The following is a 26,354-nucleotide window of genomic DNA, read 5'->3' as shown; positions in this document are numbered from 1 at the left end:
ACGCGTCTACGCTGGCGTATGTGTACAAGGAGCGGGCTTCTCGGGTTCCCGGTGCGGTCGTCTGGGTGAACAGGCCCGACGGGGGCGGTGCCGGGCGGGTGCTGCCCGACGGGTGCATGGATCTGCTCTGGAACGAGGGGCGGCTGCTGGTCGCCGGGCCCGATACACGGGCCTACCTCACCGAGGGCGCCAGGGGGGTGTGGGTGGGCCTTCGTTTCTATCCCGGTACCGCCCCCGCCCTGCTCGGTGTGCCGGGGTACGCGCTGCTCGATCAGCGGGTCGAGCTGAGTGACCTGTGGCCGGTCGCCGACGTGCGGCGGCTGCGGGACCGGGTCGCGGGCGCGGGTGATCCGGCCGGCGCGCTGGAGGAGATCGCCCTGGAACGGGCGCTGCCCTGCGACCCGTCGCTGCGGCCGCTGGTCGAAGCCCTGGGCGCGGGGCGCCCCGTCGCCGCCGTCGCCGACGAACTCGGCCTCGGTGCACGTCAGTTGCATCGCCGTAGCCGTGCCGCCTTCGGCTACGGGCCCAAGACGCTGGCCCGGGTGCTGCGGCTGCAGCGGGCGCTCGCGTTCGCCCGGGCCGGGGTGCCGCTCGCGGAGACCGCGGTCCGGGCGGGGTACGCGGACCAGCCTCATCTCGCCCGGGACGTACGGGAGCTGGCGGGTCTGCCGCTGACCGGGCTACTCGGCGGGTAGCGGGGCGAACAGGTCGACGCCGTTGCCGTCGGGGTCGTGCACCGTGGCGTACCGCTGGCCCCAGAACGCGTCCCACGGCTTGAGTTCGCCGTGGTGGCCGGCGCCCACCAGGTCGTCGTAGAGCGCGTCCACCTTGGCGGGCGAGTCGCAGCGGAAGGCGAGTGCCACCCGGCCGCCGCCGGCCGGCGGGTGCCAGGCCGGGTGGAAGGAGCGGATCGTCTCCTCCGTGTCCAGGGCGAGGGTGAGGCCGCCCGGCAACTCGGCCTCGACGTGCGGCTGTTCCTCGGCGCCGGGCGGGAAGACCAGGCCGAGGCGGCGGTAGAAGGCGAGGGACGCGGCCAGGTCGGAGGTGACGAGGCCGATCACGGCGAATCGTGGAGTCATGCCGTCACCGTAGGCGGGTTCCGGGCGTCGGTCTTGAAGGAATCGGACGCACCGGCCTCCTCCGGGCGGGAGGAAAACCGGTCCCCCTGTGGAACGCCTGTGCGGCACGATGAGCGCATGATCCGTGCCGTGCGCGTCCTGCCGCCCCTGCTCCTCGCCGCCGCCCTGCTCACCGGCTGCGGCACCGAGAAGGCGGGCTCCGCAGACTCCGGCGCTCCCGCGGACGCCGGCACCGCCCCCGCCGACCAGGCCGAACTGGCCGCCAAGGCCAAGGCGTTGGGGATGGCCCCGGAGCTGGTCTACGTCACCGCCGCGCCGGGCTTCACCCTCGCCCAGCAGTCCGTCGGCGTACAGGGCGACGACGGCTTCTCCGCCGCGTACACGGACCGGACCGGCGCCGTCATCCACCTCTACACCGATCATCTGCGCTACGCCGGGCAGCACAAGTACGAGGTGGTGGAGAAGGACTGCGTGGTGTGGCTGGAGGGCGAGGGCGGGGTCTCCGGCGCGGTGCTGGGCAAGGCGCTGCGCGCCGTCCACCGCCCCACCGCCGGCGAACTCGACACCCTGCTGCCCGCCCCCGACCCCGCCTTCACCGACGGCGAACCGGTGCAGCGCGGCGACCTGCCGACCAACGGGGACGGCGGCCCGCCCGACAACAGCGTGCCGACGCCGGGCCTGTGAGCCGAACGGGTGTTCTGCGCAACCCGTGGTCACGCCCGGGAGAAGCGCCGGGATTCCGGCTTCCCGGCCCACCTGTACGGGGGTGTCGCCTCGGCCGCACGGCTGGTCCAGTGACGTTTCTCCGGTGAACCGGATCCGCCATTGGGGTGAGTAAAGGTCGCGCACGGAGATAGTCACGTGCGTACCTAGAGATGCTCTTGTCTTGGCAAAGGGCGTCGAGACGCGGGAGCCGAGCTGTGCCCCCGCGCCACCCACCCACAGGAGGAGCCGGACCTTGACTTACGGGAAGAAGCTGCGCGAGCAGATCGCCGGGCCGGGGACCACCCCGCTGATCGGCGTGTACGACATGTACTCGGCGTCTATCGCGGCCAAACACTACGACGGGATGTTCGTATCGGGCTTCGGCTTCGCCGCCTCGTACTACGGCCTGCCCGACATCGGATTCATCGCCTGGCCCGACATGGTGGCCTTCGTCCAGCGGCTGCGGGGCGCGTTCCCGCACCACCACCTCCTCGTCGACATCGACGACGGGTACGTCGACCCCGAGGTCGCCTGCCACGTCGTCGAGGGGCTGGAGCGGATCGGTGCCTCCGGGGTGATCCTGGAGGACCAGAAACGGCCGCGCCGCTGCGGGCACGCCGACGGCAAGCAGGTGCTGCCCCTGGAGGAGTACCTGGACAAGCTGGAGAAGGTCCTGGAGACCCGCCAGGACCTGGTCGTCGTGGCCCGCACGGACGCCACCGACGAGCACGACATCCTGCACCGCGCGGAGCGGCTCGCCGCCACCGCCGCCGACGTGATCCTGGTCGACGGGGTGCGCAGCGAGGAGTGGATCCGCCGGATCCGCAAGGTCGTCGGCGACAAGCCGCTGCTCTTCAACCAGATCGCCGGCGGCAAGTCGCCCCGCCTCTCGCTCACCGAGCTGGACGACCTCGGCGTCGACGTCGCGATCTACTCCACGCCCTGTCTGTTCGCCGCGCACGAGGCGATGGACTCGGCGCTGAGCGAACTGAAGTCCGCGGACGGCCGGCTGCCGCAGGTCGACGCGGCCAGTGGTGTCGGCGTCAAGGCCTCCACCACCCTGCTGGAGCGGAACATCGCCCGCGAGCGGCTCGACGAGCCCGAGGGCGTGGGCGTGTGACCCGGTTGCGGACCGCCGCGGCCCTCACGGCGGCGCTGCTCGGCGCGGCCGTGGCGCCCGCGCACGCGGCCGGCAGCCTGATCACCGTGCTGGACAACTCCAACGCGGACTCCATCCTGGAGGTGGACCGCACGGCGAACATCCAGGCCGGCAGGGGCACGGCGGGCAGCGACCACGACGGCAGCGCCGTGGACGCGATCCAGGCGATGCTCGGGGAGCCGCGCCAGGACGACGACGACTGAGCGACCGGCCTGCCGGCGGGGAACTGCGGGTCCGTCGTGGCTGGACCCGCAGTCCCTCCCCCCAGCCTTCGGCCGGGGGACCCCCGGCGCCCCTGACGGGGCGTTCCGCCTCAGTCCTCGTTCAGGTCCGGACGGCCGTTCTCGTCCAGTTCCACGTCCTCCTTCGGGTCGTGCTCGTCGGCCGCCGGCACGGCCACCGTGGCGTGGTGCCGGGCCGGGGCGAGGGTCAGGGTCGTGGCCCGGGCGGTGCCCAGGGCCGTGGTCACGGCGGCTGCGGCCAGGGCACAGGCCGCCGCGGTGCGCAGGGTGGGATTCATGCCCTGGAAACGATCTTGAGGTGGGTGCGGTCACCCTCGTAGGTCCGAACGGGCAGGCGGGGCCGCCGTGCTGGCCCGCACCACCAGTCTGGTCGACAGCTCCGTCCGGGTGCCCTCCGGACGGTCCCCGTGCATCAGCCGCACCAGCAGCCGCAGCGCCGTCGCCGCCATCTCCGACAACGGCTGGCGGACCGTGGTCAGCGCGGGGGTCCCCCAGCGCGCCTCGGGCAGATCGTCGAAGCCGACCACGCTGATGTCCGCCGGCACCCGCAGCCCGCGTTCGGCCAGCGCCGCGTACACCCCGAGCGCCATCCGGTCCGAGCAGACGAACACGGCGGTCGGCGGCTCCGGCAGGTCGAGCAGTTCGTGCATACGGTGCCGGGCCGTCTCCTCGTCGAAGGCCGCGTGCCGGACGTACTCGCCCCGATGGCGCAGCCCCGCCGAGGCGAGCGCCGAGCGGTAGCCGGCCACCCGGGCGCCGCTGCACATCCGGCGCCGGTTGCCGGCGATCACCGCGATCCGCTCATGGCCGAGGGCCAGCAGGTGCTCGGTGGCGGTGACCCCGCCCTGCCAGTTCGCCGCCCCGACGGAGACCACGCCCGCCGGGGGCTCGTGGACCGGGTCGATCAGTACGTACGGGATGCGGTGGTGGTCCAGCCAGGCGTACTGCGCCTGGGTCAGCTCGGCCAGGTTGAACAGCACCCCGGACGAGCCGCGTGCGGTGAGCTTGTCCAGCCAGCCGCGCTCCGGGCGGCCCGCCCGGGTCCGGGCCGGCCCCGCCGACACCACGATCTCGAGACCCGCCTCGTACGCCGCCTCCTCCACCCCGTGCAGCACCGCCCCCGACCACGAGCTGTCCAGCGCCTGCACGACCAGGTCGATCAGTGCGGGTGCCTTCGTCGCGTCGAACCGCGGTCTGCGGACGTAGCCGAGCCGTTCGAGGGCCTCGGTGACCCGGCGGCGGGTCTCGGGGGCCACGTCGTCCCTGCCGTTCACCACCTTCGACGCGGTCGGTACGGAGACGCCCGCCTCGCGGGCCACCACCGCCAGCGTCGGACCGGCCGCCGCCACGCTCGTACCTCCGGCACGGACCATGGGGAACCCGCCTCTCCGGCCCGCCCTTGGGCCAACGAAAGTAACGAAAGTTGCGACCAACGCTGCTTCCGCGGTCTGTGCGCAAGCCGTGCAGTAAGCGCTTCCTACGATAGGTGCGCGTCAACTCGGCGTGAAGACCTGGGAATTCACGGGATCAGCGGGTTCCGGACTTTCGAAACTTCGAACAGAGGTGGTCGTTTTAGGCGGGTGTGCAGATGACTCGGAAATCTGTGAAGTCCGCGGTGAAAGAGGCGTCGACGAGGTCTACGGCGTGGATTGCCGCCATTGCGCCGGTGAAGCGGAGGCGGGAGCCGTGGTCGTCGGAGAGGCGGGTGAAGTCGAGGGGCGGGCCGATGGGGGAGCGGGTGTCGCCGGTGAGGTGCCAGAACTGGGCGTCGGCGCGGTGCACCGTGACGCCGAGGGTGAGGGGGGTGGCTGTCTCGATGTCCATGACGGCCAGTGTCCGGGTCTCGGTTTCGTCGCGGCCGGTCAGCGCGAGCACGGTCCGGCCCGTGTGCTGCCACTGCTGGCCGTGCTGCGTTTCGCCTTCCGGTTCCGACCAGGTGAGGTCCAGGGCGTAGTAGGCCGAGGTGTTGTACCAGAGGAGCAGGCCGGCGGACTGGGCGAAGGTGGTCGGGGTCGCCTGGAGGGTGACCTGGGCCTCGGTGTGGTGTTCGGTGATGCGGCGGGCCAGGAGGTGGTGGGACCAGAGGGAGTCGGGGCCGTGGTGGCCGCGGAGGCGTAGCCAGCCGGGGTGAGTGACAGGGTCGATCCAGGAGGGGCCTGCCGGGGAGCGGAGGGTGTAGTAGGGGGGTGCGTTGTCGGGTGCGGGGCTGTGGGGGCTGGTCGCGCAGTTCCCCGCGCCCCTGAAGGGGCGCTCGTGCTGAGGCATCTTCACTGTGACCGCCGGATGGTGATCCCCGTGCCGGAGTCTCGGCCAGCCCTCTGCGTCCCAGGTCACCGCCTGGATCGCCGTCTCGCGGCCCAGTGGGCACCGTAGGCCCTTCGACGTCTTCAGAGGGCGTGCCGTCAGGTGGCTGAGGAACCATTCGCCCTCCGGCGTCTCCACCAACTCCGCGTGTCCCGCCTTCTGTAACGGCCACTCCGGGTTGTCCCTCGTCGTCAGCATGGGGCGTTCGTCGAGGTCGTACGGGCCGGTGAGGTCGCGGCTGCGGGCCACCCGTACCCCGTGTTCGAAGCCCGTGCCGCCCTCGGCCAGGACCAGGACGTACCAGCCGTCCCGCCTCAGCAGCTTCGGGCCCTCGATCAGCCGGTCGTGCTGGAGGAGGAGGTGGGTGGTGCCGACGGGTGTGAGCGTCTCCCGGTCCAGTTCCGTGGCGACGATGCCCGCGAAGCGCCGGCCGCCCGGGCGGTGGTCGTTCTGGAGGTTGAGGAGCCAGAGGTGGCCGTTCTCGTGGTGGAGCGCGGGGTCGAAGCCGTGGCTCGGGACGCGGCGCGGGGGACTCCAGGGGCCGGACACCTCGGTGGCCGTACTGACGTAGGTGTCCGCGTCGAAGTACGGGGTGCCGACCGAGCGGACGACGCAGTACGTCACCCAGAAGCGTTCCCCGTCCCAGCTCAGGGACGGGGCCCAGATGCCGCCCGAGTCGGGGACGCCGGCCAGGGAGCCGCCGGGGGCCGCGCCCTCGACGTGGCCCGCGTACTCCCAGTGGGCCAGGTCGCGGGAGCGGTGGATCGGGATCGTCGGGAACCACTCGAAGGAGCTGTTGGCGACGTAGTACCAGTCGCCGGCGCGGACCAGGGAGGGGTCGGGGGCGAAGCCGCGGATCACCGGGTTGCGGAGCTCGGTCACTTCAGGGCTCCCAGGGTGACTCCGGAGCGCCAGTAGCGGCGCATCGCGATCATCATGACGGCCATCGGGACGATGGAGAGCAGGGCGCCGGTGAGGACCAGGCCGGTCAGGTCGACGCCGGATTCCAGGCGTTTGCCGGACCAGTTGTACAGGCCCAGGTTGAGGGTCCAGTTCTGTTCGCCGCGGAGCACGGTGAGGGGGAGGAAGAAGGCGTTCCAGGTGTTGACGAAGGCCAGCAGGAAGACCGTGGCGCCGCCGGTGGTCATCATGCGCAGGACGATGGAGAAGAAGATGCGCAGTTCGCCCGCGCCGTCGATGCGGGCGGCTTCGAGGAGCTCGTAGGGGACGGTGGCCTCGGTGTAGACCTTCGCCAGGTAGACGCTGAACGGGTTGATCAGGCAGGGGATCAGCATCGCCCAGGGGGTGTCCACCAGGCCGATCTTCGAGAAGAGGAGATAGAGGGGGAGGGTGAGCAGGGCGATCGGGACCAGGAAGGAACCGACCACGCAGGCGAAGACCAGGTCGCGGCCGGGGAACTGGAAGCGGGCCAGACCGTAGCCGGTGGCGAGGGCGATGAGCGTGCCGCCGAGGGAGCCGACTCCGGCGTAGAGGAAGGAGTTGGCGGTCCAGCGCAGGAAGATGCCGTTCTCGTAGGTGAACAGCTGGTGCAGGTTGGTCCAGAGGTGCCAGCCGGAGAACCAGAGGCCGTTGCTCTGGTAGAGGGCGGTGCGGTCCTTCGTCGCGGCGACGACCAGCCACCAGACCGGGAAGAGGCTGTACGCGCTCGCCAGGGCCAGGCCGACCAGGAGGAAGCGCTGGCCGCCTCGTGAACGGGCCGCCGGATCGGGCTTGTTGATGCGGCGGACGGAGTGGGTCCTGGTGCGCTCCTCGGTGAGTGCCATCAGTCGGCCTCCTTCGCGGTCAGCCGGTAGAAGAGGAAGGAGGCGACGCCGAGGATCAGGGCCAGCAGGACCGAAAGGGCGGCCGCGTAGTGGTAGTTGCCCGCGTTGAACGCCTGGTTGTAGATCACCATGATCGGGGTGAAGCTGTCGCTCACCGTCTGGGGCGTGACGTTCCGGAACAGGGCGGGCTCGTTGAAGATCTGGAGCATCTGGATGATCGACAGCATGCCGGTGAGGACCAACGCGCCGCGCACGTAGGGGACTTTGATGCTCAGCGCGATACGGCGCTCCGAGGCGCCGTCCAGCCGCGCCGCCTCGAAGAGTTCACGCGGCACGCCCTGCAGCGCCGAGTAGATGATCACCATGTTGTAGCCGATGCCGTGCCAGGTCAGCAGGTTGCCGATGGACGGCCACACCATCGACGGCGCGAAGAAGTTCCAGTCGAGGCCGAACGCCTTGCCCAGGGGGGTGAGGGGGCCGACGTCCGGGCTGTAGAGGTTGATCCAGACGAGTGCGGCGACCACTCCCGGGATCATGTACGGGACCAGGAGCAGGATGCGGAATCGGCTTGCCGCCCGGGACGTCAGGGTGTCCAGGAAGAGCGCGAGGAGCAGGCTGATCAGCAGCATCACGGGGATCTGGGCGCAGGCGAACAGCAGCACGCGCAGGACCGAGTCGAGGAACGCCGGGTCCGTCAGGCCCTGGTGGTAGTTGGCCAGGCCCGAGAACTCGTCGGTGGTGCCGCCCAGGCCGAGGCCGGAGGACCGGGAGCGGTACAGCGACTCGTAGCCGGCGTACCCGATCGGGATCAGGTAGAGGAAGACGAAGCCGAGCTGGAAGGGCACCGTGAAGGCGGCGCCCTTCCAGCGCTGGGAGCGGACCATCCGGGCGCCCGCCTCAGCCCTCGACGCTGATGCCGCGGGACTTGAGGTCGGCGACCGTCCACTGCTGCATGTGGGCGAGGAGGTCGGTGACCTTCTGCTGCTTGCTGACCACCTTCGCCCAGCCGCTCTGCAGCTCCGTGAACATGGCGGTCCAGTCGGGGCCGAAGGTCCAGTCGGTGGTGACCGTGTTCAGGCTGTCGGTGACGACCTTTTTCGCCGGGTCGTAGTTCGAGCCGAGGAGCTTCTGGGAGATCGCCTCGTCGACGTAGGCGTTGCTGTCGGCGAGGGCCGGCATCACGCCGTTGCCGGTGGTCGGGCTGGCCATCGTCTTCACCGCGCCGGAGTCGGTGGACATCCACAGCGCGGCCTCGGCGGCCTGCTGCTGGTGTGCGCACTGCTTGGTGACGAGGGTGACGCTGCCGGTGAGGTTGGTGCCGGCCGGGGTCTTCGCGGCCTCGCCGGTGAACGTCGGCCAGGGGGCCAGCGCCCACTTGCCGAAGGACTTGGTGAAGTTCTGCACCATCCCGGCCATCTGCCAGGTGGAGATCTGCCGGGTCGCGGTGCCGCCGTTGTCGTAGTTGCGCTGCACGGCCGCGTAGTCGGCGAAGGACAGCGTGGAGTCGAGGCCGTTGTCGATGATCTGCTGGATCACGTCGGCGGCCTTCAGGGTGCCCGCGTCCTGGAAGTCCACCTTCCAGGAGTCGCCGTTGATGGCGTACCAGTGGGCGCCGGCCTGCATGGCGAGCACTTCGAGGGTGCTGGGGTCCTCACCGGCGAAGTTGGTGATCTTGACGCCGTGCTTCTTGAGCGTCTTGCCCGCGGCGATGAACTCGTCCCAGGTGGTGGGGGCCTTGAGGTCGTACTTCTGGAAGACGTCGGTGCGGTAGATGGTGAAGTTCGGCGCGGAGCTGGTGGGGACGCCGTACAGCTTGCCCTGCACCTGTGCGGCCGACCAGGAACCGGAGTTGAACTTGTCCTTGGCGGATCCGACGTACTGCGTGATGTCGGCGAGGGCGCCCTGGGCGACCCAACTCGTCACGTACTCGGCGGTGTTCTGCACCAGACACGGCGCGTTGCCGGCCTTCACCGCGTTGGTGAGCTGCTTCTGCATGGTCAGCTGGTCGGTGACCTTCGTGTACTTCAACCGGACGTCCTTGTGGGCGGCGTTGAACGCCTTCACCACGGCGTCCTGGCCGTTCGCCCAGCCCCAGAAGGGCAGCGTGACCGGGCCGGAGGCCGCATCGGAGCCGCCGGAGCCGGAGTCCGATCCGCCGCAGGCGGAGAGCAGACCTGTCAGCGCGAGGCCCGCGATCGCGGCGCGGACCAACCTGGTGGAGTTCATTGACCGTGTTCCTTCGGAGGTGGGCGCTCTCGGCGAGGAGGGCGGCGGCTCGGCAGTGCCTTAGAAACCGGTTTCCACGGGACAGTAGGACGGCTCGGCCGCTCCCAGCAAGGGGTATGAGTCGGAATCTTTCGACGTGCGGTCGGTCGAACGGTCCGTGAGCAGCAACCGGTACGCAAGAACAACCGGTTGCCGCTGAAGGGTTTTCGAAAGTCCGTCGCGCCTCTTGACGGTGCTCCCGTACGGGTTGAAGCTCCCCTCACCGCTCATAGCAACCGGTTGCCAACCGAGCCGACATCCGGTCACCTCCCTTCAGAGAGTGGGTAGTTCATGCAGACGCACGCCCGTGCCCCGGTCAGCCGGCGCCGTTTTCTCGCCCTGTCGGCGGCGGGTGCCGCGGCCGGCGCCGCGTCGCTCGGCGGCTGTGCGCTCCAGGTGTCCACCGGGGTCGGCAGCTCGGGCGAGACCGTCACCATGATGGTCAAGGCCGACGACCTCAGCCCCGACCTGGTCAAGCAGGCCAAGAGGGACACCGGCGTCACGATCGAGCGGGTGGACTACGACATCACCAAGCTGATCGCGATGCTCACCAGCGGCAGCCCGCCGGACCTGGTGCGCGGGGTGGGTGCCGTGGACGCGGCGTACTTCGCGGCCCGGGACGTGATGCAGGAGCTGGACGACTACTTCGCCGCCAGCAGCGTCCTCCGGCTCGACGACCTGGATCCCGTCAACGACCTGTGGCGCTACGACGGCAAGGTCCAGGGCAGGGGCCCCCGTTACGGCATGGCGAAGGACTTCTCCCAGGACTCCATGTTCTGGTTCAACACCGCCGCCTTCGACAAGAGGAACGTCGCCTACCCGTCGGAGACCGAGCCGATCACCTTCGACGCGTGGCTCGACGATGCCAAGCAGCTCGCACAGCGTTCGAAGGGTCAGACCACCGTCTTCGGCGGCAGCTACAACGGCCTGGTCAAGCTCACCCTCATGGCGACCATGACCGCCTCCGCCGGCGGCAGCCTCTTCAGCGACGACTTCTCCAGGGTCGACTTCACCACCCCCGAGGCCCGCAAGGCGCTGGCCTGGTACATCGACTACTGCAGGCTCAGGGTCGGACCCAGCCCGGTCCTGCCCGACCCCAACGGCTGGGACGGGCCGACCTACCAGGCCGGACGGCTGGCCATGTCGAACTCCGGCTACTGGATGGGCGGCATGATCGGCACCGACAGGAAGCTGGCACAGGTCTCCCGGCTCGCTCCCGCCCCGGTCTTCGCGGGCGGCCCGCGGATCAGCGCCTGCCAGGGCGGCACCGGCCTGTGGATGCCGAGGAAGGCGAAGAACAAGGACGCCGCGTGGCGGGTCTTCGAGTGGTTCTTCGGCGAGGCACCGGCCAAGGCACGCGCCGCCGGCGGCTGGGGCATCCCCACCCTGAAGTCCCTGCGGCCGCTGATGCCGGCCAAGGAGGACTACCAGAAACGGACCTTGCGGGCACAGGAGAACGAGCTCAGGCACTTCTCGGTGGTCTCCCTGTCGCCGTACATCTCGGGGGACGCCTTCGAGGCGCTCTTCAACCAGGTCGCCACGCCCGCGATGAAGGGCGAGATGTCCGTCGGCAGCCTCGCCGGACACCTGAACTCGACCATCAACCAGCAGCTCAAACGCGGTAAGGAGCAAGTGGGATGACCGTCGATCAGGTCTCCTCGGTCGCGGACCGGCCGAGGTCGACCACGGGCGCCGGCCGGGCCGGGTCCGCCGAGCGCACCGGGCCCTCGATGACGGTCCGCAGGCACCGCGCCTTCTACATGTTCACCTCCCCTTGGATCATCGGGTTCGCGCTGCTGACCATCACCCCGATGGCCTACGCGCTGTGGCTGAGTTTCACGACGTACGACGGCATCTCCCCGAACTGGCACTACGTCGGCCTCGGCAACTACCGCGAGCTGATGGGCGATTCGACCACCTGGGACGCACTGGGCCGGGCAGGTCTGTTCGCGCTGCTCTCGGTGCCGCTGTCGATCGTCGCCGGGCTCGCACTCGCCGTCCTGGTCAACCGCCCGGTCAGGGGCCGCGGGCTCTTCCGCACCCTGCTCTACCTGCCGGCCGTGGTCCCGCCGGTCGGCGCGGGCATCGCCTTCAAGAACCTCTTCGACCAGAACTCGGGTGCCGCCAACGGCGTCCTGACCTTCTTCGGCTTCGACGCGATCGGCTGGCTGGCGGATCCGTACGCACGCTACGTGCTCGTCATGACGGTCCTCTGGGCGGCCGGCAACATCATGATCATCTCGTTGGCGGGGCTCCAGGACCTGCCCCGCGAACTCCACGAGGCGGCCCGTATCGACGGGGCGAGCGCCTGGCGGACCTTCCGCAGCATCACCGTGCCGCTGCTGTCGCCGGTGCTGCTCTTCCAGACCGTGACCGGGGTGATCGCCTCGGTGCAGACCATCATGCCGATGCTGCTGGCCCCGCTCGCCACCACGGGCGGCCTGACCACGATCCCCCAGTCCAACTACACGTACATGATCCACGTGTTCTCCGAGTACTTCGCGCTCGGCCGCTACGGATACGCCTCCGCACTGCTGTGGGTGCTCTTCGTCCTGATCCTCATCGCGACCGGACTCATCTTCAAATTCACCTCCGGCGTGGTGTTCTACAACGTCGACCCGGAGGCGAAGAAGTGACCGCCACCAGCGTGCACCCCAAGTCTCCGGCCCGCGTGCGGATACGCGTCAACCGCCTCGTCCTCTACACGGTCCTCGTCGTCGTCACCGGCCTGTTCCTCGGCCCGTTCGGCTGGCTGGTCCTCACCGGCCTCAAGGCTCCCGCCGAACTGGCCGCCGCCCCCGTGCACTGGCTGCCCGCCCACTTCCAGTGGCACAACTTCGCCGACGCCTACCGCCTCATCGACTTCCTCGGCTACGCCCGCAACTCCCTGATCATCGCCACGATCTACGCGACCCTCGTCACCCTCAGCTCCGCCTGGGTCGGCTTCGGCTTCGCCCGGCTCACCGCACCCGGCAAGAAGGCGCTGTTCGGCATCCTCATCGGCTCGATGATGCTGCCCCAGATGATCACCCTGCTGCCGACCTACCTGATCTTCGCCAAGCTCGGCATGGTCGACACCTACTGGCCCTGGGTGCTGTGGGGCCTGTCCTCCGCCCCCTACCTGGTCTTCCTCTTCCGGCAGTTCTTCGCCGGACTGCCCCGCGAACTGGAGGAAGCGGCCATCGTCGACGGCTGCGGTTACGCCGGGATGTTCTGGCGGATCTTCCTGCCGCAGTCCTGGCCGGTGCTCTCCGCGAGCTTCGTCATCGCCTTCACCTGGACCTGGGGCGACTACATCGCGCCGCAGCTCCTGCTCTCCACCGACCGCTCCACCCTCGCCGTCGCCGTGATGACCACCTACGTCTCCTCGGCCGGCACCCCCATCACCAACCTCCAGGCCGCCGCCTCCGTGATGTACGTCGTCCCCATCCTGCTGGTCTTCCTGGTCGCCCAGCGCGGCTTCGTCGCCGGCCTGTCGACGTCCGGCCTCAAGTAGCCCGCCCCGCACACCCGTTGCAAGGAGTCACGCATGACCGCGCCCTTCTCCCGCCGGACCGCCCTGCAGGCCGCGGGGGCCACCGTGCTCGCCGCCGGCCTCTCCGGCGGCCTGACCGCCACCGCCGCCCACGCCGACGACGGCGCCGGGTCCCGTCCGAAGCTGGTCACCTACCCCCGCCCGTCGGCCGTACCGACCAACACCAGCTTCCAGGTCCGGGTCCGCACCGCCCCCGACGGCGACTGGCAGACCCTCGACATCTACCGGCCGCAGCTGGAGGAGATCAACGCCACCACCGGCTCCGGCAAGGTCTACAACTCCTCGATGGTGTACTTCGACTTCCAGTGCTCCGTCGAGGTCGAGGTGACCTACCTCAAGGGCGGCACCACCAAGGCCCGGGTGAGACCCGACTCGTACGGCATCACGCCCGAACTCCTCGGCGACACGATGCGGTTCACCCTCGACGAGCCGAAGGACCTGGTCGTCCAGATCAACGACGAGATCTTCGACTGCCTGCACGTCATCACCAACCGGATCGAGCACCACACCCCGGCCGCCGACGACCCCGACGTCATCTACTTCGGCCCCGGCGTGCAGACCGTCACCGGCGGAGTCCTCACCGTCCCCAGCGGCAAGACCGTCTACCTCGCCGGCGGCGCCGTCCTCAAGGCCACCGTCTACTTCAAGGACGTCGAGAAGGCCGCCCTCAAGGGCCACGGCACGATCTGGGCGAGCTCCGGACAAGGCGTGCTCTGCGAGGGCAGCAAGAACATCCGGGTCGAGGACGTCATCATCATGAACCCCGGCAACTACATCGCCACCCTCGGCGAGGCCCAGAACGTGCACATCAAGAAGGTCCGCGGCTTCAGCTCCAGGGGCAACGGCGACGGCATCGACATCTTCTCCTCCAGCGACGTCATCGTCGACGGCTGCTTCCTGCGCAACTCCGACGACTGCATCGCGATCTACGCCCACCGCTGGGACTACTACGGCGACACCCGGAACATCACCGTGCAGAACTGCTCGCTCTGGGCCGACGTCGCCCACCCGATCAACATCGGCACGCATGGCAACAGCGACGCCCCGGAGACCATCGAGAACCTGGTCATCCGCAACATCGACATCCTCGACCACCGCGAACCCCAGATGAACTACCAGGGCTGCATCGCCCTCAACCCCGGCGACTCCAACCTGATCAGGAACGTCCGCATCGAGGACGTCCGGATCGAGGACTTCCGCTGGGGCCAGGTCATCTACATGAAGGTCATGTACAACACGAAGTACAACACCTCGGTCGGCCGCGGCATCGACGGCGTCTACGTCAAGAACCTCAGCTACACGGGCACACACTCCAACCCGTCCCTGTTCCTCGGTTACGACGCCGACCACGCCATCACCAACGTCACCTTCGAGAACCTGGTGATCAACGGTGTCGTCATCGCCGACTCCATGAAGAAGCCGAGCTGGTACTACACCACTGACGCGATCCAGTGGTTCTACAACGAGCACGTCACCAACCTGAAGTTCCTCACCACCGCCGAGGCCGAGGCGGCCGCGGCGTCATGACGAAGCGCTCCGCTGGAAGGGCCGGGAGAGGTTGTCGGTCGGCTGCGGCTCCGCCTGGGCTGGTCGCGCAGTTCCCCGCGCCCCTTTGGGGCGCTGCCGAACCGCAGTCGACTACGCCGGGTCCGCTTAGCCGCCGGGGTTTCCTCGGCGGCACCGCGGCCCTGCTGCTGGCGACGGGCGTGAGCGGACTGCTCGTGCCGGGCCGGGCGGGGGCCGAGGAACAGGCCCAGGGCGGGGTGACCTTCTCCCACCCCGGCCTGTTGCACTCAGCAGACGACCTCGCCCGGATGAAGGCAGCGGTCGCCGCCAGACAATCCCCGGTCTACGACGGCTACCTGGCGCTCGCGGCCCACGCCCGCTCCTCCGCCTCGTACTCCGTCCAGAACACCGGTCAGATCACCACCTGGGGCCGCGGCCCCGCCAACTACCAGAGCCAGGCCGTCGCCGACTCGGCCGCCGCCTACCAGAACGCCCTCGTCTGGTCCGTCACCGGCGACACCGCACACGCCGACAAGGCCCGCGACATCCTCAACGCCTGGTCCGCCTCGCTCACCGCCGTCACCGGAGCCGACGGCCCGCTCGGCGCCGGGCTCCAGGCTTTCAAGTTCGCCAACGCGGCCGAACTCCTGCGCCACACCGGCTACGACGGCTGGAGCGAGGCCGACATCGCGCGCTGCGAGGAGTCCTTCCTGCGCGTCTGGTATCCGGCCCTGTCCTGCTACACGCTCTACGCCAACGGCAACTGGGACCTGACGTCCCTTCAGTCCCTCCTGGCCATCGGCGTGTTCTGCGACGAGCCCACCCTCTTCCACGACGCGCTGCGCTTCGCCGCGGCCGGCGCGGGCAACGGCAGCGTCCTGCACCGCATCGTCACCGACGCGGGCCAGGGCCAGGAGAGCGGCCGGGACCAGGGCCACGAACAGCTCGCGGTCGGCCTGCTCGCCGACGCCGCCCAGGTCGCCTGGAACCAGGGCGTCGACCTCTGGGGCTTCGACGGCAACCGCATCCTCGCCAACGTCGAGTACGCCGCCCGCTACAACCTCGGCGGCGACGTCCCCTTCGTCCCCGACCTCGACCGCACCGGCAAGTACCTCAAGCTCGCCGTCTCGGCCACCTCGCGCGGCACCCTGCCACCGATCTACGAGATGGCGTACGCCCACTACGCGGGTGTGCGCGGCCTCGACACCCCGTACACGAAGAACGCCGTCTTCCGCGGCACCGGCGGCGCCCGCGTCGTCGAGGGCAGCAACGACGACCTGCCCAGCTGGGGCACCTTCGCCTACGCCGGCGCGACGGCGACCGCCCCGAGCGTGCCGACGCCACCGGCCGGTGTGACGGCGGTGGGGGAGGACCGGTCCGTCATCGTGACCTGGCTTCCGTCGACCTGGGCCGACTCCTACACGGTCCTGCGGGCGTGTGCCGCGGACGGCCGGTACGAGGAGATCGCGTCCGGGGTCGGCGAGCCGACGTACACCGACCTGCGCGTGCATGCCGGAGGGACGTACTACTACACCGTCGCCGCCACCAACTCACTCGGCGAGAGCGGGAGTTCGACCTGGGCGGCGGCCTGTGCCGGACTCCCCGGGCCCTGGGCCGCGCAGGACGTCGGGCAGGTGAAGATCCCCGGCTCCGCGGCCTTCGACGGCGAGCGCTTCGTGCTGGAGGCGAGCGGCACCGACGACACCTACCGCCTCGTCCACCTGCCGCTGCGCGGCGACGGCACGGTCACCGCGCGGATCGTGTGGCCGCTCAGTTCGCAGTACTCGAAGATCGGTGTGACGGTCCGGGCCTCGCTCGACGCGGCCGCGGCGCACGCCTCCATGCTGATCCAGGGGCTGCCGCTGCACACCTGGAGCGGGGTGTGGACGGTCAGGCCCGCGGCCGGTGCGGAGGTCTCCGCGACCGGCAGTACGCCCGTGCCGCCCTCCCAGCAGCAGGCGATCACGGTCAACGCGGCCTTCCCGCTCTCCAACCTGGGCACGCTGCCCGAGTCGGCGACACCCCTGGAGGCGCCCTGCGTCGAAGGCGCGGGCGACGGCTACCGGCTGCGGGCGCCCTACTGGGTGCGCGTGACCCGCAAGGGCGCGCGGTGCACGGGCGCCATCTCGCCGGACGGCGTCCACTGGACCGAAGTCGGCGCCACCGACGTCGAGTTGGGACGCACCGCGTACGCGGGCCTCGCGCTCACCTCCTGCCTCGGCGTCGACGCGGACTATGCCGAGACCGGAACCGGCGCTTTCGACAACGTCAGCGTGGTCTCCTCGTCCGGTGCGGTGTGGTGCGTGCCGCGTCCCGCCCGTGCCGTCACCGACCTGCGGGCCGTCACCGGCGCCGACGCCGTCGAGCTCGCCTGGAGCGACCCGGACCTGTCCGCCCGGTACTCCGTGCTGCGCGCCACCCGCGCCGAGGGGCCGTACAAGACCCTCGCCACCGGCGTCGGCCCGGTCGGCTTCGGCACCCGCGTCCGGCACGGCGACGCGACGGGGGCGCCGGGAACGACCTACCACTACACGGTGGTGAAGACCAACGCCGGTGGCCGCGGCCCGCGTTCGGCGCCGGTGCAGGCCACGATGCCCACCCCGTCCGTGCCCCGACTCACCTCGGCCGGCACCGCGTTCGCCAACCGGGGCGAAGGCTTCCGGCATCTGCTGCGGGCCGCGCACGAGCCCGTGCTGTTCGCGGCGGACGGGTTGCCGGACGGGCTCCGGCTCGACCGGCGTACCGGTCTGGTCTCCGGAACCCCCACCGCGACGGGCGAGTTCACGGTCACCACCACCGCGGCCAACGCCTCCGGGACCACGACCGGCACCCTCGCGCTCACGGTCGGCACCGCGCCGCCCGCTCCGTGGACGTACGGGGACCTCGGCGACACCGTGCTCGACGACCGCGCCCTCGGGACACTGGGCGTGGTCGCGATCACCACGCCGGGCAGCACGTCGTACGCCGACGGCACCTTCACCGTGCGGGGCGCGGGCGTCGACCTGAACGCCAACGGCCAAGGGATGACCGGGCAGTTCGTACGGCAGTCCGTCAGCGGCGACTGCGAGATCGTCGCCCGGCTCGTCTCCCGAACCGGCGTGAGCGCCGACCGGGTGGGGCTGTTGATGGCGAAGTCGCTGTCGCCGTTCGACCAGGCCGCCGGAGTCGTCGTGACCGGCGGAAGCACCGCGCAGCTCATGCTCCGCAAGACCGTGGCCGGAGCCTCCGCCTTCACCGGCGGCGCGGCCGTCACCCTGCCCGCCCTGCTGCGGCTGAAGCGCGCCGGGACCGCCTTCGCCGCAGCCCTGTCCACCGATGACGGCGTCACCTGGACCCCCCTCGCCGACGGAGAGATCCCGGCCTTCGGTGACGCCCCCTACCACGTGGGCCTCGTCGTCTGCTCGCGCAGCCAACCGGTCCGCTGCACCACCGAGTTCGACGAGGTGAGCATCACGCCCACCTGAGCCAGACGGATTGGAGATGCACAGCGATGAGCCGCACTTCCCCCCACGAGCATTTCCGCAGAACAGAGTTGAGCCGCCGCGGTCTGCTGAGGACCGCCGGCGGCCTCACCGCCGCCCTCGCCCTCGGCGGCGCCACCGTCGCCACGACCGCGCACGCGGCCCCGTCCACGTTCACCCACCCCGGCATGCTCCACAACGCCGGTGACATCAACCGGGCCAAGGTCAGGGTCGCGGCGGGAACCGACCCCTGGCTGTCCGGCTGGAACAAGCTGACCGCCAACTCCCACTCCCAGTCGACCTGGACCAACCGGGCCACCGCCACGATCATCCGCGGCGGCGACGGACAGAACTACAGCCTGCTCTACGGCGACATCGCCGCCGCCTACCAGAACGCCCTGCGCTGGCAGGTCGGCGGCACCGAGGCCAACGCGGTCTGCGCCGCGAACATCCTCAACGCCTGGTCGACCACACTGACGACGGTCACCGGGAACGCCGACCGGTTCCTCGCGGCCGGCCTCTACGGCTGGCAGTTCGCCAACGCCTGCGAGCTGATGCGCGACTACGACGGCTTCGACCTCGCCGCCGCCCAGGAGATGCTGGCGAACGTCTTCTACCCGCTCAACAACAGCTTCCTGACCAACCACAACGACGCCTGCATCACCAACTACTGGGCCAACTGGGACCTGTGCAACATGGCCTCCGTCCTGGCCATCGGCATCCTCAACGAGGACGGCGCCAAGTACGACCAGGCCGTCACCTACTTCAAGTCGGGTGCGGGCAACGGCTCCATCGAGCACGCGGTGCCGTACCTGTACACCGACTCCGACGGCTACGCGCTCGGGCAGTGGCAGGAGTCCGGCCGCGACCAGGGCCACACCGTCCTGGGCATGGGCCAGATGGGCGCCGTCTGCGAGATGGCCTGGAACCAGGGCGACGACCTGTACTCCTACGACGACAAGAGGTTCATGAAGGCCGCCCAGTACGTCGCCAAGTACAACATCGGCGACGACGTCCCCTACACCACCTACACCTGGGGCAGCGGCACCACCTGCGCGTCCAACTCGCAGACCGCCGTCTCCGCCGGCTCCCGCGGCCAGATCCGCCCGGTCTGGGCCATGCTCCACTTCCACTACAACCGGCGCCTCTACCTCGACGACAAGTACATCTCCGCCATGTACTACGACCTGGTCGCCCCCGAGGGCGGGGGAGGTGACTACGGCTCCGACAGCGGCGGCTACGACCAGCTCGGCTTCGGCACCCTGATGTACGCCAAGTAGCCGCCCGTATCCGCCCCCGTGTCCGCCCGACCGCCGTGTGTGCCGGAATACCCGGAGCAGATGTGATGCTCTTGTCGTACCGGCGTAGTGGCGCGCGCGGCGGGAGGAGCTGGTGGCGGATGACGGCGGACCCGACGGAGCCCGTGGCCGACACCCCGTACGGGGCGGTGCGCGGCAGGTGGGAGCGCGGGGTCGCCGTGTTCCGCGGTATCCCCTATGCCGCCCCGCCCTTCGGGGCGCACCGGTTCCGTCCGCCCGTGCCGCCCGAGCCCTGGGACGGCGTCCGGGACGCGGGCGCCTTCGGGCCGACGGCGCCCAAACCGCCGTACTCGGAGGCGTTCTCGCAGTATCTGTCCGACCCGGTGGTCCCCGGCGACGACTGCCTCAACCTCAACGTGTGGACCCCGGAGCCGGGCCCCGGTGCCCGGCTCCCGGTCCTCGTCTGGCTGCACGGCGGCGCCCTGACCAGGGGATCTTCGGCCGTACCGGTGTACGACGGGCATGCGTTCGCCCGTGACGGGGTCGTCTTCGTCTCGATGAACTACCGGCTGGGCGTGGAGGGCTACGGCCTGTTCCCCGACACCCCGCCCAACCCCGGCCTGCGCGACCAACTCGCCGCCCTGCGCTGGGTCCACGACACCGTCGCTGCCTTCGGCGGCGACCCGGCCCGCATCACCCTCTGCGGCCAGTCGGCCGGAGCCATCAGCGCCGGCGCCCTGCTTGCCGCACCCCAGGCGCAGGGCCTGATCCGCCGGGCCGTCCTGCAGAGCGGCCCGCCGGAGGCCTCGGAACGGGACAAGGTACGGCGCATGGTCCGGCGGATGGCCAGCCGCCTCAGGATCCCCGCGACCGCCCAGGCCTTCGCCGAGGTGGACCGCGAGCTGCTGCTGCGCACCCAGGCCGAGGTGGGCCGGCTCAGCAGCCCCGTCCTCGGCGGCCCCGCCTTCGGAATCGTGGTCGACGGCGACCTCGTCCCCCGCGACCCGCTCCAGGCCCTCCTCGACGGCGAGGCGGCGCAGGGCGTCGACCTCCTGATGGGCTGGACCCGCGACGAGTACCGGCTCTGGCTGGTCCCCGGCGGCCTCGTCGACCACATCGACCGGCTCGGCCCGGTCGCCCTCGCCGGTGCCATGGCCCGCTGCCATGTCGGCCACGAGGTGCCGCGCGGCTACCGCACCCTGCACCCCGCGGCTGGCCCCGCCGAGATCGTCGGCCAGATGGTCACCGACCACCTGCTCCGCCGCCCGCTGCACCGGCTGGCCGAGTCCCGCCCGGGCTCCTCCTACCTCTACGAGTTCGCCTGGCCCTCCAACCGCCCCGGCCTCGGCGCCTGCCACGCCCTGGAACTGGGCTTCGTCTTCGACACCGGCGAGGTGTCCGACGCGGTCCGGCTGGCCGGCGAGGGCGCCCCGCAGGACCTCGCCGACGCCACGCACGGCGCCTGGGTCCGCTTCGCCGCCACCGGCGACCCCGGCTGGCAGCCCTGGGACGACAGCCACCCGGTCCGCGTCCTCGGCGACGGCGAGCCGCACACCGTGCCCGGCCTCCGGGACGAGGAGTTCGCCCTCTGGAACCCGGGCGCGCCACCGCCGCAGCCGGAACGAACGGCCGAACTGGCCCTGGCGGTCCGCAGGCTGCGCCGCTCAGTGGCCGCGGTACGCCGTCACTGAGTCCCGTACGACCACATGCGTGCCGAGGAGCAGGTGCTCGTCGGCCGACTCCCCGCCGTGGCCGAGCGCGGTCCGCACGGCGAGCCGCCCCAGCTCCTCGTAGGGCACGTGCACGGTGGTCAGGGCCGGGTGCAGATCGCGGGCGAACGGTATGTCGTCGTACCCGGCCAGCGACACGTCCCCGGGCACCGTCAGACCCGCCTCGTGCAGCGCGGTCAGCGCCCCCGCCGCCACCATGTCGGTGGCGGCGACCACCGCGCTGAACTCCAGTCCCGATGCCAGGGCCTGCCGCATCAGCCGGTGCCCGGAGTCCCGGGTGAAGTCGCCGTGCAGCAGCAGCGCGGGGTCGGGCTCAAGACCTCTGGCCCGGTGCGCGGCGAGATATCCCCGTTCCCGCCCCAGCGCCGTCGTGTGGTCCGGCTTCCCGCCCAGGAACAGCACCCGCCGGTGCCCCTGCGCGAGGACATGGGCGACCAGGGCGTAGGCGCCGCCCTCGTTGTCGTACTCGATGACCGTCACCGGCGCGCCGGGCCCGAGCGGCGGCCGCCCGCAGAGCACGAGCCGCGACCCGGCGGAGGCGAGCGAGTCGGCGACCCGACGCGTCCGTTCCCGGTACTCGGGCGTGTCCGCCGCCCCGCCCACCAGGATCACGGCGGCGGCCCGCTGGGCCCGCATCATCCCGATGAACTCCAGCTCGCGCTGCACGTCCCCGTCGGTACTGCACACGAGACTCAGATGCCCGAGCCGCGCCGCCTCCCGCTCCACGCCGTACGCCATGTGCGCGAAGGACGGCCCGGTGATGTCCTCCAGCACGAAGGCGAGCGTGGGCGTACCGACCCCGGCGACCGCCTTCGCCCGGGCGTCGGCGACGTAGTCCATCTCACGAACGGCCCGCAGGACCCGGGTACGGGTGGCCGCACTGACGGGATAGTCACCGCCCAGCACCCGGGACACGGTGGACGCGGACACCCCGGCGCGCGCGGCGACATCACGAATGGTGCTTCGCCCGTCTTCCCCACTCTTCTTGGTCAACCCCACCCCCGCCAACCGGTTCCCACGGGGACCTTAGCGCCCTGCCACGGATGCAGGGAACAGGATTGCAGCGCGCCCCTTCAGGGGCGCGGGGAACTGCGCGACCAGCCCCCACCGGGCCCACAGTCGCCCACCGCCCGCACCACGCACGGCGAACAGGCGCCCCTCACACCACCCGAGCAATCCCGGCAATCGCCTCCGGCCCCACCCGACAGCACCCCCCGATCAACCGGGCCCCCGCCGCCCGCCATCCCTCCACCTGCCCGGCGTCGAACAGCGACTGCCCCGTCCACGCCCGTGCCTCCGCGTCCCACACCTCACCGCTGTTGGGATAGACGACCACCGGCTTCCCGGTGACCCGCGCCGCCACCTCCACCGCCCGTTCCACGTCCTCCGGCGCACAGCAGTTCACCCCCACCGCGATCACCTCGTCCACCCCCGCCGCCAGGGCGAACGCCTCCTCCAGCGGCTGCCCCGCCCGGGTTTGCCCACCCGCCACGCTGTACGACAGCCAGGCCGGCACCCCCAGCCCCCGCACCGCCCGCAGCAGCGCCGCCGCCTCGTCCGCGTCCGGCACGGTCTCCAGCGCCAGCACATCCGGCCCGGCCGCGGCCAGCACCTCCAGCCGCGGCCGGTGGAACCGCTCCAGCTCGTCGACGCTCAGCCCGTACCGCCCCCGGTACTCGGAGCCGTCCGCGAGCATCGCCCCGTACGGTCCGACCGAGGCGGCCACCCACAGCGGCCGTACGATCCCTTCGGCCCGCGCCCGCCCTGCCGCGTCCCGCCCCAGAGCCACGCTCAGCGCGAGCAGCCGGGCGGCCTCCTCGTGGGAGATCCCGCGCTTGCCGAAGCCCTCGAACGTGGCCTGGTAGCTGGCGGTGATCGCGACATCCGCGCCCGCCCTGAAGTACGCGAGGTGCGCGTCGCTCACCGCGTCGGGCCGGTCGGCCAGCAGCCGCGCCGACCACAGTTCGTCGCTCAGGTCGTGCCCGGCGGACGCCAGCTGGTTGGACATGCCGCCGTCGAGCACGACCGTCCCGGCGGCGAGGGCGTCGGCGAGGCTGGGGGAGATGTCGCTGGTCATGCCTCCGACGCTAGCCGACCCGGCGGCGGAACGACCGACCGCGTCCACGGTGCGGGCAGGCCCCTGAAGGCAGACCCCCACGGGCAGACCCCTGCGAGCACGCCGCCGTCCTGCCCTACGCTCGCTGCCGTGAACGTCACCATCGTCCGTGCCTGCCTGCGCGACGGCCGCGGGGGCAGTCCCACCGCGGTCCTGGACGACGCCCCGCTCACCGACGACGAGCGTCGCGAGGTGCCCGTCCGGGCCGGTACGTCCCATGCCGTGTTCCTCTCGGCCGACCGGGACGGCGGCGGGGCGGCGCTGCGCTTCTTCACCGCCGAGGGCGAACTGCCCGGCTGCGGCCACGGCACGGTCGCCGCGCTGGCCGTCCTGGCCGCGCGCACCGGCACCCGCGAGATCACCCTGCGGACGCGGGGCGGCACCCTCGCGGGCCGGTCGATCCGGCACGACGGGAACGACGGGAACGTCGGCCTGGAGGCCTGGTTCACGCCGGGCCCGGTCGCCCTGCGCGCGCCCGAGGCCGGTGAACACGAGGACGTCCTCACCGCCCTCGGCGTCGCCGCGGACACACCCGGCTGCGTCGTCGCCACCCTGGGGCGCCCGCGACTCCTCGTCCCGCTGCCCACCCGGTCCGCCGTCGCCGCGGTGACCCCGGACCTCGACCGCCTACGCACCGCCTGCGACCGGTCGGCCCTGCTGGGCTGCTACCTCTACTCGGCCCCGGCCCCGGACGGCCGGGTGGCGGCCCGGATGTTCGCCCCGTCGATCGGCGTCCCCGAGGACATCGCCAACGCCAACAGCACGGCCTGCCTCGCCGCCCACCTGGCCCGGGACGGCCTGCCGGGCGTCATCGCCGACATGGGCGACTCGCTCGGCACCCCGGCGACGATCAGGGCCGTCGTACGCCAGGGGACGGACGGTCCGGGGATCCACGTGGGCGGGGCGGCGGAGATCGCCCGCGAACCGGCCTCGGACCATCCCTGAGACGACACTCCAGGAGACCGAGGCCAGCGAGGTGCCCGGCGCGGACGGAGTCGTCTTCGACGCCGTCGTCCACAACCCGAAGAACGCCGTCACCGGCGGTGTGTGGCAGGCGGCGCCGCGGTCGGTCAGGCCGCGTGCCGTCTGTTCTTCCGGCGGTCGTTGCGCCGCCGCGTCCGCCGGCCCGCGGGGACCATCAGGCCGCCGAGGAGGCCGAGGGCGAGGGCGTAGGGCCACCAGCCGAAGGAGTCCGCCGAGTCGGCGGCGGTGCGGGTGGTCACGGCCGGGGGAGCGGACGCCGGGTCGGCGGTGTCCGCCTTCGTCGAGGCCCTGGCGGCCTCCTCCGCGTTCAGGACCACGTCGTTGCCGTCGCCGCCCCGGTAGGTGATCCGGTAGACCGTGTCGGCCAGCTTCACCTCGGTGCCCTCGCGCAGCCCGTCGAAGCTGCCGGTGGTGCGGGTCGTGCCGGTGTGGTCGATCAGGGTGATGCGGTGGGCCGGCGCGGTGCCCGCGGCGGACAGGTCCAGCGCACCGGCCAGGGCGAGACGGCCCGCCACCTTCAACGGCTTCTTCCGCAGGACCAGTTCGCCCCGCCTGTGCTGGGTGTAGTCCCCCTTCACCGTCGGTCCGCTGGTCACCAGGCTGTCGTTGGTGACCGACCCCAGCACGGTGCCCGTCCCGGAGAGCGTGGTCAGCACCCGCAGCCCCGCCGTGCCCGGGTCCAGGCGGGCCCCGGCCGAGGTGAGCCGGACGGCCTCGCTGTGCTCGAGCGTCGCCCCGGAGCGCAGGGCGAGGGTGCCCCGGCTGACGGTGGTCGTCCCCGTGTACGTCACCGCGCCGCCGGTGAGCGTGGTGGTGGCCGTCCCCGACTGCACGAGGGACCCGGAGCCGCCGACGTGTGCCAGCCGGATCGGGGTGGAGGTGTTGCGGACGACCAGGGTGCCGTCGTTGTCGACGCGCCGGCGTTCGGTGCCCGTCAGGAGCGAGCCGTCGCCACCCTTCCTGCCCGAACCCAGCCGCAGCACCGCGCCGTTGCGGATCGTCGTCGAGCCGTCGTAGTCCTGGGCGGCCGCGAAGGTCACGTCGTTCCCGCGGGTGCCCGCGATCACGATGTCCCCGGCGCCGGGCGCGGCCAGCGTGTCGTGGTAGCGGCCGCCGCCGATCGGGGCGCCCAGGGTCACCGGGCCGTCGTAGTCGAAGGTGAGCGTGGAGCGGCGGCCGCTCGCCTCGTGCAGGTTGACGTAGACGGTGTCCTTCGTCCCCGGCATGAAGATGCGGTGCGTCGTCCCGTCGCCCCAGTGCACGTCGGCACCCTCGATGTTGGTGCCGCGCTTGTTCAACTGGTGAGGAATCGGCGTCCAGTTGAGGGACGGGTCGCTCAGCGACGGGTTCGTGTCGCCGCCCCGGTCGCTGTAGCTGTACTGGCCGGTGAGGACCACCTTGCTGCCCGGCCGCGAGTGGACGTTGACGTCACTGCCGTACTCGCGCTGGTAGAAGTCCTGGCGCAGGGTGATCGTCTGACCCAGTGGGGTGTCGATGATCCAGGAGCCCTGGTTGAGGACGGCGCGCGCGTCGGGGAGTGCCACCGGGTACTCCGGGCGGCCGACGGCCATGCCGGAGCCGTTGTCGATGACGCCCGAGAAGGGGTGGGTGCCCGCCAGGTCCAGCGTGCCCCACATGTTGCGGGGCTGGGTCACCAGGCCCGAACCGCTGATCGTGCCGATGTTGAAGGTGCGGGTCAGGGAGAGCCTGAGCGTCCCGTCCACGCGGATGTTGAGCTGGTTCAGCTGATAGCCGGGGGTGTCGTACGGGAAGTGGCCGATCAGGCCGGTGCCGCCGCCCGTGCCGTACTGCAGGGTCGTACCGCGCTCGACCGTGATCGCGGGCGGGTCCGGGTTGGTGACCGTCGTATACGGGTGGTTGCCGCCCTGGGTGCGGACGACCTGCCGCTGCCGGGACTTCGGCAGGGTGAAGTCGCTGTCCCTGGTGAGGATCAGGGTGCCGCCGCCGCGCACGGTGAGCGTGCCCTCGCCGCGGAGGACGCCGTCGTACGTGGTCGTCCCGGCCGGCACGGTGACGACCGTGTCGCCGGTGACGGTCACGTCCCGGTCGGCGAGGACGTCGGCGGTGACGTCCCGGGCACCGGAGGCGGGGGCAACGGCGGGGGCGGCGGCGGACGCCGGGGGAGCGGAGGCCAGAAGGGCGGCGAGGGCGCCGACGGCCGCTGCGGTGGTGTGGAGATGGCTGCGCACATCAGAGGAGACGCT

At 71.2% G+C, this 26,354-nt stretch carries 22 protein-coding genes; 12 read left to right on the top strand and 10 right to left on the bottom strand.

Annotated elements, in window-relative coordinates; all coding sequences use genetic code 11:
• Window positions 1-20: 20 nt before the first annotated feature.
• A complete protein-coding gene (locus ABZ887_RS28230; RefSeq protein ID WP_361294767.1) occupies window positions 21-695 on the top strand; it encodes a helix-turn-helix domain-containing protein in 675 nt (224 codons plus the stop codon).
• On the opposite strand, the gene ABZ887_RS28225 is transcribed toward ABZ887_RS28230, so the two are convergent.
• Window positions 681-1,079, bottom strand: coding sequence for a VOC family protein (locus tag ABZ887_RS28225; protein ID WP_361294764.1), 399 nt, complete (start codon window positions 1,077-1,079; stop codon window positions 681-683). The genes ABZ887_RS28230 and ABZ887_RS28225 overlap by 15 nt on opposite strands.
• Window positions 1,080-1,196: 117 nt before the next feature.
• Between ABZ887_RS28225 and ABZ887_RS28220 the strand changes: the two genes are divergently transcribed.
• The 3 genes from ABZ887_RS28220 to ABZ887_RS28210 all read left to right on the top strand — a co-directional run bounded on the left by ABZ887_RS28220 (window position 1,197) and on the right by ABZ887_RS28210 (window position 3,146).
• Complete coding sequence (locus ABZ887_RS28220; RefSeq protein WP_361294761.1) at window positions 1,197-1,763, top strand: membrane lipoprotein; 567 nt, start codon at window positions 1,197-1,199, stop codon at window positions 1,761-1,763.
• A gap of 274 nt (window positions 1,764-2,037) precedes the next feature.
• Window positions 2,038-2,904: an isocitrate lyase/PEP mutase family protein gene (locus ABZ887_RS28215; RefSeq protein WP_361294758.1), complete on the top strand. Its 867-nt coding sequence runs from the start codon at window positions 2,038-2,040 to the stop codon at window positions 2,902-2,904.
• Window positions 2,901-3,146, top strand: a complete 246-nt coding sequence (locus ABZ887_RS28210; protein ID WP_361294755.1) for a hypothetical protein — start codon at window positions 2,901-2,903, stop codon at window positions 3,144-3,146. Before ABZ887_RS28215 ends, ABZ887_RS28210 begins: the two co-directional genes overlap by 4 nt.
• Before the next feature lie 110 nt (window positions 3,147-3,256).
• Here ABZ887_RS28210 and ABZ887_RS28205 read toward each other — a convergent pair whose 3' ends face one another.
• The 6 genes from ABZ887_RS28205 to ABZ887_RS28180 form a co-directional block, all read right to left on the bottom strand.
• On the bottom strand, window positions 3,257-3,463 hold the full coding sequence (locus tag ABZ887_RS28205) for a hypothetical protein (RefSeq protein WP_361294752.1): 207 nt from the start codon (window positions 3,461-3,463) through the stop codon (window positions 3,257-3,259).
• Between the two features lie 30 nt (window positions 3,464-3,493).
• Window positions 3,494-4,558 carry a substrate-binding domain-containing protein gene (locus ABZ887_RS28200; protein ID WP_361294749.1) on the bottom strand — a complete coding sequence of 355 codons (1,065 nt, stop codon included), beginning with the start codon at window positions 4,556-4,558 and terminating at the stop codon, window positions 3,494-3,496.
• 199 nt (window positions 4,559-4,757) lie between these two features.
• Entirely contained in the window at window positions 4,758-6,371 is a 1,614-nt protein-coding gene (locus ABZ887_RS28195; protein WP_361294746.1) for a family 43 glycosylhydrolase, read from the bottom strand.
• A complete protein-coding gene (locus tag ABZ887_RS28190) occupies window positions 6,368-7,273 on the bottom strand; it encodes a carbohydrate ABC transporter permease (RefSeq protein WP_361294743.1) in 906 nt (301 codons plus the stop codon). The genes ABZ887_RS28195 and ABZ887_RS28190 overlap by 4 nt, the downstream gene beginning before the upstream one ends.
• Entirely contained in the window at window positions 7,273-8,157 is an 885-nt protein-coding gene (locus ABZ887_RS28185; protein ID WP_361294740.1) for a sugar ABC transporter permease, read from the bottom strand. Before ABZ887_RS28185 ends, ABZ887_RS28190 begins: the two co-directional genes overlap by 1 nt.
• Window positions 8,158-8,170: 13 nt before the next feature.
• Entirely contained in the window at window positions 8,171-9,499 is a 1,329-nt protein-coding gene (locus ABZ887_RS28180) for an extracellular solute-binding protein (protein WP_361294737.1), read from the bottom strand.
• Between the two features lie 330 nt (window positions 9,500-9,829).
• Between ABZ887_RS28180 and ABZ887_RS28175 the strand changes: the two genes are divergently transcribed.
• The 7 genes from ABZ887_RS28175 (at window position 9,830) to ABZ887_RS28145 (ending at window position 20,990) form a co-directional block, all read left to right on the top strand.
• Entirely contained in the window at window positions 9,830-11,179 is a 1,350-nt protein-coding gene (locus tag ABZ887_RS28175) for an extracellular solute-binding protein (protein WP_361294734.1), read from the top strand.
• On the top strand, window positions 11,176-12,174 hold the full coding sequence (locus ABZ887_RS28170; protein WP_361294731.1) for a sugar ABC transporter permease: 999 nt from the start codon (window positions 11,176-11,178) through the stop codon (window positions 12,172-12,174). The genes ABZ887_RS28175 and ABZ887_RS28170 overlap by 4 nt, the downstream gene beginning before the upstream one ends.
• Window positions 12,171-13,034, top strand: coding sequence for a carbohydrate ABC transporter permease (locus tag ABZ887_RS28165; RefSeq protein WP_361294728.1), 864 nt, complete (start codon window positions 12,171-12,173; stop codon window positions 13,032-13,034). The genes ABZ887_RS28170 and ABZ887_RS28165 overlap by 4 nt, the downstream gene beginning before the upstream one ends.
• Before the next feature lie 33 nt (window positions 13,035-13,067).
• Window positions 13,068-14,600: a glycosyl hydrolase family 28 protein gene (locus ABZ887_RS28160; RefSeq protein ID WP_361294725.1), complete on the top strand. Its 1,533-nt coding sequence runs from the start codon at window positions 13,068-13,070 to the stop codon at window positions 14,598-14,600.
• 179 nt (window positions 14,601-14,779) lie between these two features.
• On the top strand, window positions 14,780-18,043 hold the full coding sequence (locus ABZ887_RS28155) for an alginate lyase family protein (RefSeq protein ID WP_361294722.1): 3,264 nt from the start codon (window positions 14,780-14,782) through the stop codon (window positions 18,041-18,043).
• A 26-nt stretch (window positions 18,044-18,069) separates the two neighbouring features.
• Entirely contained in the window at window positions 18,070-19,320 is a 1,251-nt protein-coding gene (locus ABZ887_RS28150) for an alginate lyase family protein (protein ID WP_361294719.1), read from the top strand.
• 119 nt (window positions 19,321-19,439) lie between these two features.
• The gene (locus tag ABZ887_RS28145; RefSeq protein ID WP_361294716.1) at window positions 19,440-20,990 is read left to right on the top strand and encodes a carboxylesterase family protein; all 1,551 of its coding nucleotides are present in this window, start codon (window positions 19,440-19,442) and stop codon (window positions 20,988-20,990) included.
• On the opposite strand, the gene ABZ887_RS28140 is transcribed toward ABZ887_RS28145, so the two are convergent.
• The gene (locus ABZ887_RS28140; protein ID WP_361294713.1) at window positions 20,964-22,022 is read right to left on the bottom strand and encodes a LacI family DNA-binding transcriptional regulator; all 1,059 of its coding nucleotides are present in this window, start codon (window positions 22,020-22,022) and stop codon (window positions 20,964-20,966) included. The genes ABZ887_RS28145 and ABZ887_RS28140 overlap by 27 nt on opposite strands.
• Before the next feature lie 166 nt (window positions 22,023-22,188).
• The gene (gene mmuM, locus ABZ887_RS28135; RefSeq protein WP_361294710.1) at window positions 22,189-23,106 is read right to left on the bottom strand and encodes a homocysteine S-methyltransferase; all 918 of its coding nucleotides are present in this window, start codon (window positions 23,104-23,106) and stop codon (window positions 22,189-22,191) included.
• A gap of 129 nt (window positions 23,107-23,235) precedes the next feature.
• Between mmuM and ABZ887_RS28130 the strand changes: the two genes are divergently transcribed.
• Complete coding sequence (locus ABZ887_RS28130) at window positions 23,236-24,090, top strand: PhzF family phenazine biosynthesis protein (protein WP_361294707.1); 855 nt, start codon at window positions 23,236-23,238, stop codon at window positions 24,088-24,090.
• A 125-nt stretch (window positions 24,091-24,215) separates the two neighbouring features.
• On the opposite strand, the gene ABZ887_RS28125 is transcribed toward ABZ887_RS28130, so the two are convergent.
• Window positions 24,216-26,339 carry an autotransporter gene (locus tag ABZ887_RS28125; RefSeq protein ID WP_361294704.1) on the bottom strand — a complete coding sequence of 708 codons (2,124 nt, stop codon included), beginning with the start codon at window positions 26,337-26,339 and terminating at the stop codon, window positions 24,216-24,218.
• Between the last annotated feature and the right edge of the window lie 15 nt (window positions 26,340-26,354).

Source organism: Streptomyces sp. NPDC047061, from assembly GCF_040643955.1.
Lineage (GTDB): Bacteria > Actinomycetota > Actinomycetes > Streptomycetales > Streptomycetaceae > Streptomyces.
The sequence above is the reverse complement of the archived record's forward strand: the minus strand, read 5'-3'. Positions and strand labels throughout refer to the sequence as shown.